This window comes from Paenibacillus barengoltzii G22, from assembly GCF_000403375.2.
Lineage (GTDB): Bacteria > Bacillota > Bacilli > Paenibacillales > Paenibacillaceae > Fontibacillus > Fontibacillus barengoltzii.
This window is the reverse complement of record NZ_KE159652.1, coordinates 1,217,764-1,233,538: the sequence shown is the minus strand read 5'-3', so window position 1 is coordinate 1,233,538 and position 15,775 is coordinate 1,217,764. Positions and strand designations below refer to the sequence as shown.

Sequence of the window (15,775 nt, the reverse complement as noted above, 5' to 3'; positions counted from 1 at the left end):
GCAGCGAAAAGGAAAATATTCATCATTTTGCCCATTACCTCAAGCGTTTAAGGAGTTCCCGTCCACGGCCAGCGCTGCTTCCCCGATAATTTCTGCCAGCGTCGGATGGGCAAAGGTGACTTGTCCAACTTCCCAAGGCGTCGCATCCAGCACCTGGGCCAGTGCCGCTTGGCTGATCAGCTCCGTCACATGCGGCCCGATCATCTGCACGCCAAGAATATCATTGGTGCGGGCATCGGCCACCATTTTCACAAATCCTTCCGTTTCGCCATGCACCAGTGCCTTGCCAATCGCCGAGAACGGAACTTTGCCAACTTTAACCTCCAGCCCTTTAGCCTTTGCTTCCTTGGCGGTGATTCCAACCGATGCGACTTCAGGACGGGTGTACACGCAGCGCGGAACTTGGCTTTCTTGATAACCATGCGAGGCTTCCCCGGCCAAATGATGGACGGCAGTTAACCCTTCATGGCTGGCAGCATGTGCGAGCTGAAGCCCGCCGATGCAATCGCCGATGGCGTAAATATGCGGTTCCGTGGTTTGCATATATTCATTTACCCGAATGAAGCCGCGTTCTAACCCGATGTCGGTATTTTCGAGCCCAATATTCTCCACGTTGGCCTGACGTCCTATGGATACGAGCAGCTTGTCCGCTTCGAGCCGGATCGATTCGTCCCCTCGTTTTGCGGAGATTTGCACCCGGTTATGACCAACTTCTAAAGAACTCGGATCAACCGTAACCCCAGTGATGACTTGAATGCCGCGCCGTTGCAACTGCTTCTGTAATTCACGGGCGATATCCTCATCTTCTGCCGGCAGCAGCTGATTCGCGGCTTCTACCACAGTCACCTGCACCCCAAAATCATTTAATAGGGAGGCCCATTCAACCCCGATGACGCCGCCTCCCACAATCAGCATCGAGCCGGGAAGCTCGGATAGCTGCAGCGCTTCATCGCTGCTAAGAATATAATTCCCGTCCGGCTCAAGCCCTGGCAGCATGCGCGGCCGTGAGCCTGTGGCGATGATCAAGTTCGTAGGCACAACCGTCTCCATTTCACCATCCGGAAGCTCCACGGCAACGGCTCCGCTTTTGGGAGAGAAAATCGACGGCCCGATCACTCGCCCATTTCCTTCAATCACGCGGATTTTATGTTTACGCATCAAATATTGGACCCCTTTATGCAGTTGATCCACGATGCTTTGCTTTCGTTCCTGCACTTTCGGGAATACGAGCGTCACACCGCTTGTCTCGATGCCGTAACTTGCACTGTCCTTCATTTGCGCGTAGAGCTCCGCACTGCGCAGCAGCGCTTTGCTTGGGATACATCCGCGATGCAGACAGGTTCCACCCAGCTTGTCCCGCTCAATAATGACAACGTCTTTCCCCAACTGTGCCGCGCGAATGGCTGCGATATATCCGCCGGTCCCTCCTCCAAGCACCGCTACATCACAAGTAATTGCCATAATTCATCTCCACCCATTCTATCAATTCAGTCACTTTCCCCTATTTTACCTTGTTTTTCCGTTATTACAAATCAAAGCCGTAAATAGACATCCCCTCAGGAAAAAGGTATGATATTTTTAACAATACATAGCCATTTCGAGAGAGAAAGGAAGATCAAGCGCATGAGGCTCAAGTTCTCCCGGTTTATTGCGATTATTTTGCTGGTGATTCCCGGCATTGCAGCGATGATCGGATTTATAAAAATCAAAGACACCTTATTTGATTATATGTCAGCACACGGCGACGATTCGTTAACCCGAGTCACATTTGACTGGTTAAACTTCGGGTTAGGCGTTGTTCTGTTTGCGGCCGGCGCCGGATTTTTGGGCGGGTGGATCTTCTTCCGGGATCGCAAGCGGAATTACCTAGGTCCCAGATTTCGCAAAAAAGACGAAGCTGCCCAAGCCGCTGCGAAAGAACCAGAACCCGCTGTGGTACAGCACGACTAACCTATAGAATCATATGAAAAAACCTCTTTCGCTCTGTCTTCAGCGTAAGAGGTTTTTTAGCTTATTCATATAACGCTTCCTTCAGTTTGGTCGACATCCGCGAGCCTTGATGGGCATTTGCACGAAGCAATGCCTTGCGTAGTCTAGCGTTCTCTGCGCGAAGCTGTTCGTAACGTTGGATTAGTTCCATAAGGGCCTGCCGTTGATTTTCTTCCAAATTCGTGCCCTCCAACAATTCCCGGTAAGCTGCCGGCTCAAGATCGTTCGTCATATTAACGCTCATCCTTTCTCCTGATGGCATTATACCATAAGCTCCCGATGCTGGATGTGTGAGGTTTCCACCTGAATGGTGGTATGACCGATGTGGAACGTCTTCTCCAAGGCAGTAATTGCTTCCTGTAACACGGCTTGGCTTTGACTGCCATCCTCTATTGTTAAGTGACAGCTTAACGCATCCATCCCCGAAGTGATGGTCCAAATATGCAAATCATGGACTTCCACAACCCCTGGAATCCCTTCCAGACACTGCTTCACCTGACTTTGATCGATCGATGCGGGAGAGCCTTCCATCAATATGTGCACCGATTGGCTGATGACGCTCCAGGCACTGCGAAGAATTAACAAAGCGACCAGAACACTGATAATCGGGTCAAAAATATACCAGCCAAACAACGACATCACGATCCCCGCGAGAATAGCCCCAACCGAACCCAAAGCATCTCCAAGTACATGCAGATAAGCGCTTTTCAGGTTTAAGTTGCCCTTGACGTCGCCTTTCTTCAGCAATACCGCTGCGCTAGCTAAATTCGCAAATAAACCGATCACTGCAATCACGATCATCGTATTGCTGGACACAGTTGGCGGATCAAGCAATCGCCCGTAAGCTTCCCAAAAGATAAACCCGGCGATCACAAACAGGGCTGCCCCATTCAGCAGCGCCGCCAGGATCTCCATACGGTGGTATCCGTACGTATTTCGCTTAGAAGCAGGTCGAGCGGCAAACCAAAAGGCAATCAGGCTAAGCAGCAGCGAGCTGGCATCGCTTAACATATGACCGGAATCGGACAATAAAGCTAGGCTGTCGGTAATCAAACCGCCGCAAAATTCAAGAACGGCGATCGAAGCCGTAATCAATAAAGCGATCCACAGCCCCTTCTTATTTCCCGAACGTGCCGCATGATGATCGTGGAGATGGCCGGCATGGCTATGGTCATGACCGTGATGATGATGAGCGTGAGGATGTCCCATGAATCTCCCTCCTATTCGCAACAAGCGTGTTGAATCGCCTGTTTTAAGAGTGAAATCACATGCTCGTCGTCACAACTGTAGTACACCGTATTGGCCTCTCGCCGGAACTTGACCAGCCGCAAATTTCGCAGCAAACTGAGCTGGTGGGATACCGCCGACTGCGACAAATTCAACACCTCCGACATATGCGTCACGGAACATTCTTCTTCCGACAGCAAATGAAGAATTTTGATTCGGGTCGGATCGGATAATGCTTTGAATATCGTAGAAACCTTCTCCAGTGTATCCGGGCTCAGATCAACGTGTAATTTTTTATCCACCTGGTCGTTCCCCTCTCGAAATAACTGTATATGAACATATGCTCATATACAGAATAATCCTAACGGTCCTATATTGTCAATCGACAAGTGCGGATTTTCGTCTTAGGCAAAATAAAAAACGGCCGCATCCCGGTATACACCGAGAGGGACCGCCTTTCATTTATCCTTTCTGGATCGCTGCATAAGTGAACGACCAACGGCTTATTTGCTCCCGTCGTTATCACTATTCGTGTCCTCAGACTTTCAAGACACCTTATGCTCGATCCGCAGCTTATCCGCTACCATGGCGATGAACTCACTATTGGTCGGCTTGGATTTGGAGATATTAATCGTATAACCAAAAAGATGGCTGATGGAGTCGATATTGCCACGGGTCCAAGCGACTTCAATCGCATGACGAATCGCACGTTCTACACGGGAAGGCGTCGTCTTGAATTTCTCCGCGATTGCTGGATACAGTGTTTTCGTAATAGCGCCTAAAATTTCAATGTTGTTATACACCATTGTGATCGCTTCGCGCAGATATTGATACCCTTTAATATGCGCCGGAACTCCGATTTCATGTATGATCGATGTGATGTTCGCATCGAGGTTCTTCCCTTTGCCCAAAGGCACCACATTCGATTTGGCAAACGAAGTAGAAGGTGCGCTGTTGCTCAAGGTTTGGACACCCACGAGCTGACGAATGCGATTCGCCAACACTTCCATGTCAAATGGTTTCAAGATGTAGTAAGAAGCTCCAAGCTGAACGGCACGCTGCGTGATGTTCTCTTGACCAAAGGCGGTCAGCATGATGATTTTAGGCTGAGGGGTCAGGTTCAGGTCGCGAATGCGCTCAAGCACACCGAGTCCGTCCAGATGAGGCATAATAATGTCAAGGATCAAGACATCGGGAACTCTTGCTGCTTGATCGATCATCTCCAGTACTTCTTCCCCGTTATAGGCGATTCCCGAGACGACCATATCGTCTTGCTCCGAAATGTATTCCGCGAGCAAATTTGTAAATTCACGATTATCATCTGCCAACAACACTTCGATTTTCTGCACTGCCTACTTCCTCCTTCAGGTAATTGGATAGGTTTATTCATTGCTTCTCTTCTTACCAGAATAAGGATTCGACATGCAAAAGTAAATTCCTTCTGTCGAAAATTATTTTTATTTATTTTTTTGCATGATTGATATATAATAAATTATTTATTTACACAAAGCGATCTAATTCGGATACATTCGACATTTGCATACAGATTGAAAGCTGTGTTTGTCGACCTATGCTTAAGGAAATTCCCTTCTTGGATGCCAATCCCCCATTTTTATACTTTGTGATATCTAAAAAAATCTTAAGGCAGCGTTTAGCTCGCCTTAAGATTTTGCATCGAGTCTTTCGTGCTTTGTAAAATACCGGCATCCTGCAGCATCCATTCGATAAAGCAACCATATCCTGATTTCGGGTCGTTGACGAACACATGAGTCACAGCACCGATGAGCTTGCCGTTCTGAAGAATTGGACTACCGCTCATGCCTTGAACGATACCGCCGGTCTTCTCCACGAGACGCGGGTCGGTAATGCGAATAACTAATCCTTTCGTTTCCGGTGCACTCTGTTTGGAAACATGGACGATTTCGACTTTAAACCGCTCTACGCGTTGACCTTCAACGACGGTCAGAATTTCTGCTGGTCCTTCCTTCACTTCTTCTGAAAAAGCGACGGGAATCGGTTTCTCATAAAGGCTATGCTCTGGATTTTGTGACATCTTCCCGAAGATCCCAAAATTCGTATTGCGTTCGATATTGCCTAGGGTCTTACCTTCTTTGAGAAAGTGAGCCCGCTTCTCCCCGGGTTCACCGCTCTCGCTCTTGGAGATGGATGTGACGCTGGATTGCAGAATTTGCCCGCTGCCGACGACGATCGGCGTTTGGGTATTCATATCGGTAATAATGTGACCGAGGGCCCCGTAGACGCCGTGATCCGGGGCATAAAACGTCAGTGTGCCTACCCCTGCAGCAGAATCCCGGATATACAAACCAAGTCTCCAGGCTCGATCCTGCTGATCATATGCTGGATTTAAGGACGTGGTGAATTCCTTCTCGTTCCGCATATAGGTGATCTTAAGAGGTCGTTGATGTTTGCCCGCTTCAGCGGCAATTTCCGCCACTTCGCGAACATCGTGGAGCTTCATTCCGTTAATGTGGGTGATCAAATCACCGGCTTGAATTCCGGCCGCTTCGCCGGGTGAAACTTTGCCGGTATCCGTTACAACTTGATGATGCCCGACCACTAAGATCCCGGCGGATTTCACCTTGACACCGATGGTTTGTCCGCCGGGAATCACTTTAAGGTCCGGGATGACATTGACCTTGACGGTCTTTAGAGGAATTTGACCGAATAATTTCATGCGGAGGTTGGCTTCTCCACTCCGAAGCGACGAAAGCTTGAGCGGATGTCCTAACGATACTTTCATGGATGGGTTCGCTTGCCCGTTGACCATCACTACATCAGGCCGATCTACGCTGACTTCGGCCTGCACGGGTAAAGCAAATGAAATTTGTGTTCCCTGACCCTGAAACAGGCGTAACTCGTCCGGCAGTACAGGAAGCCGCCCTTCAGCGGCAGACGTGCCGAGAAAACAAAAGAAGAAGGCAAGAAAAAGACCGAGCATTCGATTCCTGAGGTTCGGGTTCAATGGCTGTCACGCTCCCTTAGCTTCTTTCGCTTGACGAAACGGTGGTCGCCAATTGCGTACCTATAAGATACCCCGGGTCAGGTGTTTTATTACTGTCAATCATTGTGCCAGACTTAATAAAACATCCTTTTGTGCCTGTGCCAGCTTCAGCATTTCTTGGGCATGATGCTGGGTCTTTTCCGTGATTTCTACCCCGCCGAGCATGCGGGCCAGTTCATTCACTCGTCCGGCTTCATCTAAGGAAGCAACGCGTGTCATGGTGCGGCCGTCTTCAACGACTTTCTCGATGAGGTACTGCCGATCCGCCATGCAAGCCACCTGCGGCAAATGTGTGATGGCGAAAACTTGGCACAATCCAGACAATCGCGACAATTTGTCGGCAATCGACTGAGCGGCTCGCCCGCTGACACCCGTATCCACTTCGTCGAAAATGAGTACAGGAACCTGTTCATGTCGGGCAAAGATGCTCTTCAGCGCCAGCATCATGCGGGACAGCTCACCGCCGGATGCAATCTTGCTAAGCGGTCGGAGCGGCTCTCCGGGATTTGGCGAAATGAGGAATTCAGCATTGTCGATACCGTGTTTGCCGGGACGGATCTTCTTTCCTTCCCATTCCAATCCGTTGGCATCCTCCATAAGGCTTAACTTCACTTCCAGAGAGGTCCGACCCATTTGCAGGTCTTTAAGCTCCGCCTCGATCTGGGCCGCGAGTTCAACGGCCTTCTGCTGCCGTACTGCACTTAGCTCGAAAGCCTGCTTCATCAGTCGCTCGGTTAATTTCTCCCGTTGCACCTGAAGCTGCTCCAGGCGTTCATCCTTATTCTCCAAGGCATCCACTTCTTGGCGAATCTTCTCATAATACGCAAGGATCCCTTGAATATCATCACCGTATTTACGGCGCAGCGTCGAGATCAGATCCAGACGTTCTTCGACTTCTTCCAACCGTTCCGGATTAAACTCGATCCGTTCACGATAATTCCGCAGGCTGAAGGACGCATCCTCCAATTGATAATACGCGGATTGAAGCTGCTCCAGGAGCGGAGATATTCCTTTGCTGTCATAAGCCGATACTTCACTTAGCTTCGAGACAGCCTTCGCAATCGCGTCCAGTCCCTGAGGACCGTACAGCAAATCATAGGCTTTCGAAATGGACTCCATCATTTTCTCGCTATGGGATAGCTTGACCTTTTCCTCCGCGAGTAATTCATCTTCCCCCGGTTTTAACTCGGCTGCAGAAATTTCACTCAATTGAAAACGGTATAAATCAAGCATTTGCAACGCCTGTTGACTCGTATTACGCAGCTCATGATATTCCTTGTCAATCCGTACAAACTCGGCGTAGGTCGCTTGATAAGCCGCCTTCACCGGATCAATCGCTTCGGCGCCGTAGGCGTCCAGCAATTCTAAATGACGTTCCGGTCGAAGCAGCGTTTGGTGTTCATGTTGGCCATGCAGGTTGATCAGCTTCTCTCCAACCTCGCGCAGCATCGATAAGTTCACCAGCTGCCCGTTGATGCGCGCTGAGCTCTTGCCTTGAACGCTGATTTCCCGGCGAATTATTAGAAGCTCTCCGGGGTCGCCCGCGATGCCGAACCCTTCCAGGGTTGTCCAAACCGGATGATCTGCCGGCAGATCGAAGGAAGCCTCCATCTCGGCTTTATCACAACCATAACGGATTAAATCGGCTGATCCCCTGCCGCCGGCAATTAGGCCCAGGGCATCAATGATGATCGATTTGCCTGCCCCCGTCTCCCCTGTAAGGACATGAAAACCGGAACCAAATGATACATCAACCGCTTCAACCACTGCCAGATTACGAATGGATAAATGAACCAACATCCGGGCACTCCTCCCCTACTCCCAAATCAATTAAGATATGTATCCCATGATCTGATCAATCAAATACCGGCTATAGTCCTCGTTGCGACAGATCAGCAAGATGGTGTCATCACCGCAAATCGTGCCAAGCAGATCCGGCCATTCCATATTGTCCAGCAGCACGGCTACCGCATTCGCAGTCCCCGGAAGACACTTCATCACAACCAAATTGCCGGTATAGTCGATATGCACGAAGCTGTCGACCAGCGCTCGCTGCAGCTTCTGCACCGGATTATAACGTTGAGCCGTCGGCATGGAATACTTGTATCTTCCGTCGTCTGTTGGCACCTTAATCAGCATTAATTCCTTAATGTCGCGGGAGACCGTCGCCTGAGTGACCTGATATCCCGCCTCGCGTAATGCTTCTACCAACTCATCTTGAGTCTCGATTTCCCTGGCCGAAATAATTTCCCTTATCTTGATATGTCTATGCCCTTTCATTGTGCCCTCCATTACCCCTGCAAGATCGTATTTAGTCTGAAATCAGTATTTATCGGTTTAGGCGGATTCATCTTCTTCGTTATCATCCGTCGTTAGGGATATGACCTTCAGCTCTCCTTGCTCCGGATCCACGTACAACACGCCGGCACACTCCGGATATAACAGCAGGAACGGCAACAGGTCCCGGCGCAAACCGCTGCCCGTCCATTCCACCGGGCGGCGCTCTCGCGCAGTTCTAACTAGATAGAATTCCCCATTCTTGACTGCAATATAGTCAATAAAAAGACGGCTGTGCAGAAGTTCTCCGTCCACACGGAAGGTGAGCGGAACTTTCAGTTTATCGCTGACGACTTCATACCCTGCTTCTTCCAGCATGTCCACCGCAGGGTGCTCTATAATCTCCTCATTCATCTCAAATCCGATGCTGGATCGTAAAGTAAACGGCTTGCGGACCCAGGAACGAAAACCGCGGTATAGCAAATACGCGCCGATTCCCGCGATCACGATCATCAGAAGACCGTCCGAATAAGCTCCCACCGATATCACCTCATCCCTTATTTCGACGCTTCTGCGATGAGCTCCTGTCTTGAGAAGCACAAAATTTAGAAGGGGATGTGGAAACATCACGGTTTTGATTCCATTATAGGGAACAAGCGTTCGATTTGCAAGATGCTCCAATGAAAAAAGACCCATCACTTGGATGGGCCTCCTGTAAAAGTGTTTGATGCTTCATGAACCACGCTGGCCGCCAGCTCGCGGATCCGGGTAAACCGATCCACATCTAGCTCCCCTGCCGCACCAGCCGCAGCTTCCTCTTCCAATCTGAGATGAGCTAAAAATTCGATGTTCCCTTCCCCGCCGGTAATAGGAGAAAAAGTTAATCCGGCCACTTCGTAGCCTTGCTCCACCGCAAAGCTCAGCACCGTCTCTAACACTTCCTGATGTACCTTGGGATCACGGACGACCCCCGATTTGCCAACCTTCTCACGCCCCGCCTCAAACTGCGGTTTGATGAGCGCAGCGATGTCCGCCGGCCGTTTCAATAACGCAAGGAGCGGCGGCAAAATGATCTTTAGCGAAATAAAGGAAACGTCGATACTGGCAAAATCCGGCGTAGGACCGTCTAAATCCTGCGGGGTCATATAACGGAAGTTGGTGCGTTCCTTGACGTTCACCCGCGGATCGTTGCGCAGCGACCAATCGAGCTGATTGTATCCCACGTCAATCGCGTACACATACTCCGCGCCGTGCTGTAAAGCGCAATCCGTAAATCCGCCGGTTGACGATCCAATATCCAGCATCGTTCGACCGGTCAGATCCAGGTTAAACTGCTTAATTGCTTTTTCCAGCTTAAGTCCGCCCCGGCTGACATAGGGGTGAATCTCACCCTTGACGGACAACACCGTGTCCCGAGGAATCTTCGTCCCCGCCTTCTCGATCCGCTCTTGTCCGCCAAACACCAGTCCGGCCATGATCGCCGCTTTCGCTTTTTCTCTGCTGTCAAAATACCCCTGCTCCACGAGCAGGACGTCTACGCGTTCCTTGGAAACCGACATGCCAATCTCCCGTCAATAATTTACTTTCTTGCCGAGCGTCAAATGTTGTTCGCTCCGCAGCTTGTGCACCTCACGAACAACGTTCTCAGCCGTCAAGCCGACTTCTTCCAATTGCTCCTTGATGCTGCCGTGCTCGATGAACCGGTCGGGTACTCCCATCAATCGGATGTCCAGGCCCGTAATTCCTTGCTCCGCATAGAATTCCAGGATCGCACTCCCCAGGCTTCCCGCTTGCGACGCTTCCTCCAGCACGATCATCGTTCCACTGCTTTGCGCCAGTTGAACCAGCATTTCTCCGTCAAGCGGCTTTAAGAATCTGGCGTTCACCACGGCAGCAGACACGCCTTCCCGCTTGAGTCTTTCCGCCACTTCCTCGGCAACCTGTACCATCGGGCCAACTGCAACGATCGTCAGGTTGTCGCCTTCCCGCAGCAGTTCCCATGTTCCGATCGGAATCGGCACCAGCTCTTTGTCCAGCGGAACCCCAGGGACATTAATCCGCGGATAGCGGTATGCAATCGGCCCGTCGTTATATTCCAGCGCCGTCTTCATCATGTGGCGCAATTCATTTTCATCCTTCGGCATCATGAGAACGATATTCGGAATATGACGCATAAAGGCGATATCGTAAACCCCTTGGTGGGTTTCCCCGTCCGCTCCTACGAATCCAGCCCGGTCGATCGCGAACATGACGTTGGCGTTCTGACGGCAAATATCATGCACGATCTGGTCGTAAGCCCGCTGCATGAACGTGGAATATACCGCATAAACCGGCTTCAAGCCTTCCATCGCCATGGCAGCGCACATCGTCGCGGCATGCTGCTCAGCGATCCCCACGTCAATCATGCGGCCCGGAAAACGTTCACCGAATTTCACCAATCCGGAACCGCCTGGCATCGCTGGAGTGACGGCCACGATCCGTTCATCCTGTTCAGCCAGCTCAATCAAGGTCTGTCCGAACACCTCCGTATACATCGGGTTCCCAACAGCCTTTAACAATTGGCCGGATTCAATTTTGTACGGCGTAATACCATGCCATTTATGCGAATCCTGTTCTGCCGGAGTATAACCTTTGCCCTTGGTCGTCAGCACATGCACCAACACTGGTCCGCTGACGTTATTCGCCTGCTTGAAGGCATCAATAAGACCCGGCAAGTCATGGCCATCGACTGGTCCCAGGTACTTGAATCCGAGCTCTTCAAATAAGACGCCGGATACCATCAAATACTTCAGGCTGTCCTTCACCCGCTCCACAGTTTTGGCAACTTTGCCGCCGATGGCCGGGATTTTCTTCAGCAGCTGTTCCACTTCGTCTTTGGCCCGCAGGTAATTGCGGTCCGAACGAATTTTGGTCAAGTAATTATGCAAGGCTCCAACGTTTGGCGCGATCGACATTTCATTGTCGTTCAAAACCACCATCAAATCTTTCTTCTCATGGCCGATATGATTCAGCGCTTCAAATGCCATCCCGCCGGTTAACGCACCGTCCCCAATGATCGCAATTACGCGGTTCGATTCGCCCTTCATGTCCCGGGCCAGCGCCATCCCCATGGCCGCGGAGAGGGAGGTGCTGCTGTGCCCTGCTTCCCACACGTCATGCACGCTCTCGCTTCGTTTGACGAATCCGCATAATCCCCGATGTTTACGAAGCGTGTCGAACTGGTCCTTCCGCCCGGTTAAGATTTTATGTACATAAGCTTGGTGTCCTACGTCAAAGATGAGTTTATCCTGCGGACTGTTGTAGCAATAATGCAGGGCGATCGTCAGTTCCACCACGCCCAAATTCGATGCCAAATGCCCGCCGGTGACCGACAGCTTCTCAATCAAGAACTGACGGATCTCCTCAGCGAGCGGCGTCAATTGCTCCAGGGACAAGTTTTTCAGATCGGCAGGCTCATGTATTTGCGAAAGCAGCACAGCCATTCCCCGCTTTCCTAAATGTATGGTTCCAAAAGCCGACATCCAAGTCCGGCCTTTTCTTACACTTGTTGATAATAGCCTTCATTATACCATATGTCATCGCGATGTCGAAATCACTTACGGCAGATACGTAAGTCATTTTTCCCTGATTTCGACCAACACCTCGATGAGACAAATACGTTAATGATCCCGGCGAAGCAACAGATCCGCAATCTCCAGCAGCCGCTGCGGATGCGGAATCGCTCCGTCTTGTAACGCCTGCTTCGCCTCACTCGTCAGCCGTTCAACTTCCGCTTGGGAAGCCTCGATGCCGATAAAGTAAGGGTAAGTCACCTTCTGTTGGATGACATCGCTTTGCGTTTTTTTGCCGAGTTTGCTTTCGTCCCCAATCAGATCCAGGATGTCGTCCTGAATTTGAAACGCATGCCCCAGCGCCCGGCCATACCGTTCCAATGCCTCAAGCTGCTCCGTGTTTCCCGAAGCAATATGTCCGCCCGCTCTGACTGAAAATACGATCAGATCTCCGGTTTTGTGCTCATGGATGTAGCGCAGCTGTTCGAGATCGGTCACTCCCTGCTCGCCTTGCATGTCGGCCACTTGGCCGCCCACCATGCCGCCCGGCCCGGCAAATCGCGACAATTCCTCCACGATCGCCAGCGCCGACTCCGCCGACACCCCTTGCTGGCGGCTCGCTTGAACCACGCTGTAAAAAGCATGCGTTAACAGCCCATCCCCGGCCAAAATGGCCATCGCTTCCCCAAACACTTTGTGGTTCGTCGGTTTTCCGCGACGAAAGTCATCATTGTCCAAGGCCGGGAGATCGTCATGGATCAGCGAGTACGTATGTACCATTTCCACGGCGCAGGCGACGGGCATTGCCGCATCTCGGCTGCCGCCGAGCGCCTCCGCCGCAGCCACGACGAGCAGCGGCCGAAGCCGTTTCCCACCCGCCATCAGCGAATAATCCATCGCCTGACTTAGCGTTTCCGGCACGTTCCATGCCGCCGGAAGGCTGGAGGACAAGCGCGTGGACACGGCTTCAGCAATCTCCTTCATGTATGCCTCTATCGTTAAATGCTGCTGCAACAAGATCACCGCTCTCTTCAGAAGTCCGAACTATCGCTTAGCGGCGGCTGAAACGGCTGCTTCTCAACCGCCCCGTCTTCTTCTACGATCATTTCGATCTTTCGTTCCACTTGTGCCAGCTTTTGACCGCAGATTTGCGAGAGCCTCATGCCCTGCTGAAACAGGTCAATCGCTTTCTCCAACGGCACATCTCCGCGCTCCAGCTGAGACACGATATCCTCCAGCTGGTTCATCGCATCTTCGAAATTAAGTTCCACTTGCTGCGCGTCTGCTGCATTAAGCTTGGCTTCCTGTTCCTTCATCTTCCCCCGCTCCTTCCGGCCTCATGCCCCAAACTTGACAATCTAGTTCTCCATCCGTCACCTTCACCGTGATCCGGTCACCCAGTTCAACGTCCGATAACGACTTGATCAACCGATCCCCGCGTTCATCGTAGACGAGGCTGTAGCCTCGCGCCATGACTTTCAGCGGGCTCAGCGCATCCAGATGGCGAATGCCCGCCGCCAGCTGACTCGACTTCTCCCGCAGGATGCCCTGCATCGCTTGCCGCAGCAGGCGATCCGCCTCCCGCCGCCGGCGTCCCGCGAACTGCAGCGCATCCCGTGGATGGAAGCGCAGCAGGCGCTGGTGCAGGCGGTCTTGCGCTGCGCCGGCAAGCTGCAGGCGCGTCTGCATGTGCCCCGTCAGCCGCGAGGACAGCCGGTCCAGCCGCTCCGCGTGCTGGAGCAGGCTGCGCCGCGGCTGCGTCAGCGCCGGCGAGCGCTGCAGCCGGCGCAGCCGTTCGCGCGCCTGCTGCAGGCGGTGCTGCAAGCTCTGCTGCAGCACCTGTTCTCGCTGGCGCAAGTGCACGCGCAGCTCGGCCGTGTGCGGCACGGCCAGCTCGGCGGCCGCAGTGGGCGTGGCAGCCCGCAGGTCGGCGACGAAATCGGCGATCGTGAAATCCGTCTCGTGGCCTACGGCCGAGATGACGGGAATCGCCGATTCATAGATCGCCCGCGCGACCTGCTCCTCGTTGAATGCCCACAGCTCCTCGAGCGAGCCGCCGCCGCGGCCGACGATAAGCACGTCGGCCTCGCCCATCGCGTTCAGCGTGCGAATCGCTCTCACGATCGACGGCGCTGCCCCTTTGCCCTGGACAAGCACGGGGTACAGGATCACCGCGGCCTGCGGGTACCGCCGCCCCAGCGTCGTTAAGATGTCGCGGACCGCTGCTCCGGTCGGCGAGGTGACCACGCCGATCGTCTTCGGGAACCGCGGCAACGGCCGTTTGCGTCCCGGCGCGAACAAGCCCTCTGCATCGAGCTTCTGCTTCAGCTGTTCGAAGGCGAGATAAAGGCTGCCTACGCCGTCCGGTTGCATATGCGTCACGTAAAATTGATACTGCCCGTCCCGTTCGTAGACGGAAACATTGCCGCGTGCAATCACGCGCGTGCCTTCCTTGGGTCGGAACGGCAACCGCTGGTTGTATGATGCGAACATAATGCTCTTGATTCGGCTGTCCGCATCCTTCAGCGTGAAATACATATGCCCGCTGGAATGATGCGTGAAATTGGAGATTTCACCGCGAATCCAGACGTCGGTGAGCACCTGATCCGATTCCAGCTTCATGCGGATGTAGCGGTTTAACTCCTTCACCGTTAAAATCCGTTGCTGATCCAAAGGTGCCGCCTCCTTTCCGAGAACTAAGGGAAAATCATGCCCTAATTCACTTCTCGTAGTCGCTGCTGATGAAAACAAGGGAACTTAAAGCCGTACGGTCCAACGACACACACAGGCCAGCCATTACTTGGCACCTCCGCTTAAGCCAGCCCTTGCAGGCGTTTCGCTGCAATCAGCGTATTTTGCATCAACATCGTAATCGTCATCGGGCCAACGCCTCCAGGTACCGGTGTGATGGGTCCGGATATCTCTTTTACGCTCTCAAAGTCAACGTCCCCAGCCAGCTTGCCGTTATCCAGACGATTCATCCCTACGTCAATCACGACTGCACCCGGCTTCACATAGGAGGCGTCTACGAAATTGGCGCGTCCGATCGCAACGACAAGAATGTCCGCGAGGCGAGTCAACTCTTTCATGTTCGCCGTGTGCGAATGGCACATCGTGACCGTGGCGTTCTCCCGTTGCAGGAGCAGGGAAACCGGCTTGCCGACGATGTTGCTGCGGCCAATAACAACCGCATGCTTCCCGGCGATCTCCACGCCGGTGCGTTTGATCAGCTCAATCACCCCTGCCGGTGTGCAAGGCAAGAGGCTGTCGTCGCCGATCATCAAGTTCCCAACATTAATCGGATGGAATCCATCAACGTCTTTTTCCGGCGACATGGCATCGATAACGGCTTTCTCATCAATATGCTTAGGCAGCGGCAGCTGTACCAGAATCCCATGGATATTCGCCTGATGGTTCAGCTTGTCCACCAAAGCGAGCAAGTCCGCTTGCGACGTATCGGCTGGCAGACGGTGAACCTCCGAATAGTAGCCCAACTCATGGCAGGCTTTCTCCTTATTCCGCACATACACCTGCGAAGCCGGATCTTCCCCGACGAGCACGACGGCCAGTCCTGGCGTAAAGCCTTGTTTCACCAGCTGTTCTACCTCTGCGCGCAAATCCTTGCGGATATCCTCCGAAATTTGTTTACCGTTAATAATTGGTGCTGTCATGCTCGTCCTCTCCTCTTCTATAAAAAATAATATTGTAT

At 52.4% G+C, this 15,775-nt stretch carries 16 protein-coding genes; 1 reads left to right on the top strand and 15 read right to left on the bottom strand.

The window, feature by feature from the left end; translation table 11 throughout:
- Positions 1 to 39: 39 nt before the first annotated feature.
- The gene (lpdA, locus tag C812_RS05735) at positions 40 to 1,461 is read right to left on the bottom strand and encodes a dihydrolipoyl dehydrogenase (RefSeq protein ID WP_016311724.1); all 1,422 of its coding nucleotides are present in this window, start codon (positions 1,459 to 1,461) and stop codon (positions 40 to 42) included.
- Between the two features lie 162 nt (positions 1,462 to 1,623).
- Here lpdA and C812_RS05730 point away from each other — a divergent pair, with 162 nt between their 5' ends.
- Positions 1,624 to 1,950: a DUF2627 domain-containing protein gene (locus tag C812_RS05730; RefSeq protein WP_016311723.1), complete on the top strand. Its 327-nt coding sequence runs from the start codon at positions 1,624 to 1,626 to the stop codon at positions 1,948 to 1,950.
- Between the two features lie 61 nt (positions 1,951 to 2,011).
- Here the strand turns inward: C812_RS05730 and C812_RS05725 are convergent, their stop codons facing one another.
- From C812_RS05725 to folD, 14 genes are all read right to left on the bottom strand, one after another.
- A complete protein-coding gene (locus C812_RS05725; protein WP_036624710.1) occupies positions 2,012 to 2,221 on the bottom strand; it encodes a hypothetical protein in 210 nt (69 codons plus the stop codon).
- 29 nt (positions 2,222 to 2,250) lie between these two features.
- On the bottom strand, positions 2,251 to 3,198 hold the full coding sequence (locus C812_RS05720) for a cation diffusion facilitator family transporter (RefSeq protein WP_016311721.1): 948 nt from the start codon (positions 3,196 to 3,198) through the stop codon (positions 2,251 to 2,253).
- Positions 3,199 to 3,209: 11 nt separating this feature from the next.
- Positions 3,210 to 3,518: an ArsR/SmtB family transcription factor gene (locus tag C812_RS05715; protein ID WP_016311720.1), complete on the bottom strand. Its 309-nt coding sequence runs from the start codon at positions 3,516 to 3,518 to the stop codon at positions 3,210 to 3,212.
- A 243-nt stretch (positions 3,519 to 3,761) separates the two neighbouring features.
- Positions 3,762 to 4,565 (bottom strand): sporulation transcription factor Spo0A, encoded by an 804-nt coding sequence (gene spo0A, locus C812_RS05710; RefSeq protein ID WP_009225798.1) that lies wholly within the window; start codon positions 4,563 to 4,565, stop codon positions 3,762 to 3,764.
- 302 nt (positions 4,566 to 4,867) lie between these two features.
- Positions 4,868 to 6,199: a SpoIVB peptidase gene (gene spoIVB, locus C812_RS05705; RefSeq protein ID WP_036624358.1), complete on the bottom strand. Its 1,332-nt coding sequence runs from the start codon at positions 6,197 to 6,199 to the stop codon at positions 4,868 to 4,870.
- A 99-nt stretch (positions 6,200 to 6,298) separates the two neighbouring features.
- Positions 6,299 to 8,038, bottom strand: coding sequence for a DNA repair protein RecN (recN, locus tag C812_RS05700; RefSeq protein ID WP_016311718.1), 1,740 nt, complete (start codon positions 8,036 to 8,038; stop codon positions 6,299 to 6,301).
- 30 nt (positions 8,039 to 8,068) lie between these two features.
- Positions 8,069 to 8,518 (bottom strand): transcriptional regulator AhrC/ArgR, encoded by a 450-nt coding sequence (gene ahrC, locus C812_RS05695; RefSeq protein WP_016311717.1) that lies wholly within the window; start codon positions 8,516 to 8,518, stop codon positions 8,069 to 8,071.
- A 57-nt stretch (positions 8,519 to 8,575) separates the two neighbouring features.
- A complete protein-coding gene (locus C812_RS05690; protein ID WP_084770650.1) occupies positions 8,576 to 9,055 on the bottom strand; it encodes a hypothetical protein in 480 nt (159 codons plus the stop codon).
- A gap of 155 nt (positions 9,056 to 9,210) precedes the next feature.
- The gene (locus C812_RS05685; RefSeq protein ID WP_016311715.1) at positions 9,211 to 10,074 is read right to left on the bottom strand and encodes a TlyA family RNA methyltransferase; all 864 of its coding nucleotides are present in this window, start codon (positions 10,072 to 10,074) and stop codon (positions 9,211 to 9,213) included.
- Between the two features lie 12 nt (positions 10,075 to 10,086).
- Positions 10,087 to 11,997 carry a 1-deoxy-D-xylulose-5-phosphate synthase gene (gene dxs / locus C812_RS05680; RefSeq protein ID WP_410055542.1) on the bottom strand — a complete coding sequence of 637 codons (1,911 nt, stop codon included), beginning with the start codon at positions 11,995 to 11,997 and terminating at the stop codon, positions 10,087 to 10,089.
- Between the two features lie 177 nt (positions 11,998 to 12,174).
- Positions 12,175 to 13,050 carry a polyprenyl synthetase family protein gene (locus tag C812_RS05675; RefSeq protein WP_016311713.1) on the bottom strand — a complete coding sequence of 292 codons (876 nt, stop codon included), beginning with the start codon at positions 13,048 to 13,050 and terminating at the stop codon, positions 12,175 to 12,177.
- A gap of 47 nt (positions 13,051 to 13,097) precedes the next feature.
- Positions 13,098 to 13,382 carry an exodeoxyribonuclease VII small subunit gene (gene xseB / locus C812_RS05670; protein WP_016311712.1) on the bottom strand — a complete coding sequence of 95 codons (285 nt, stop codon included), beginning with the start codon at positions 13,380 to 13,382 and terminating at the stop codon, positions 13,098 to 13,100.
- Positions 13,357 to 14,739, bottom strand: coding sequence for an exodeoxyribonuclease VII large subunit (gene xseA, locus C812_RS05665; protein ID WP_016311711.1), 1,383 nt, complete (start codon positions 14,737 to 14,739; stop codon positions 13,357 to 13,359). The genes xseB and xseA overlap by 26 nt, the downstream gene beginning before the upstream one ends.
- A 140-nt stretch (positions 14,740 to 14,879) precedes the next feature.
- Positions 14,880 to 15,737: a bifunctional methylenetetrahydrofolate dehydrogenase/methenyltetrahydrofolate cyclohydrolase FolD gene (folD, locus tag C812_RS05660; protein ID WP_016311710.1), complete on the bottom strand. Its 858-nt coding sequence runs from the start codon at positions 15,735 to 15,737 to the stop codon at positions 14,880 to 14,882.
- Positions 15,738 to 15,775 lie beyond the last annotated feature (38 nt).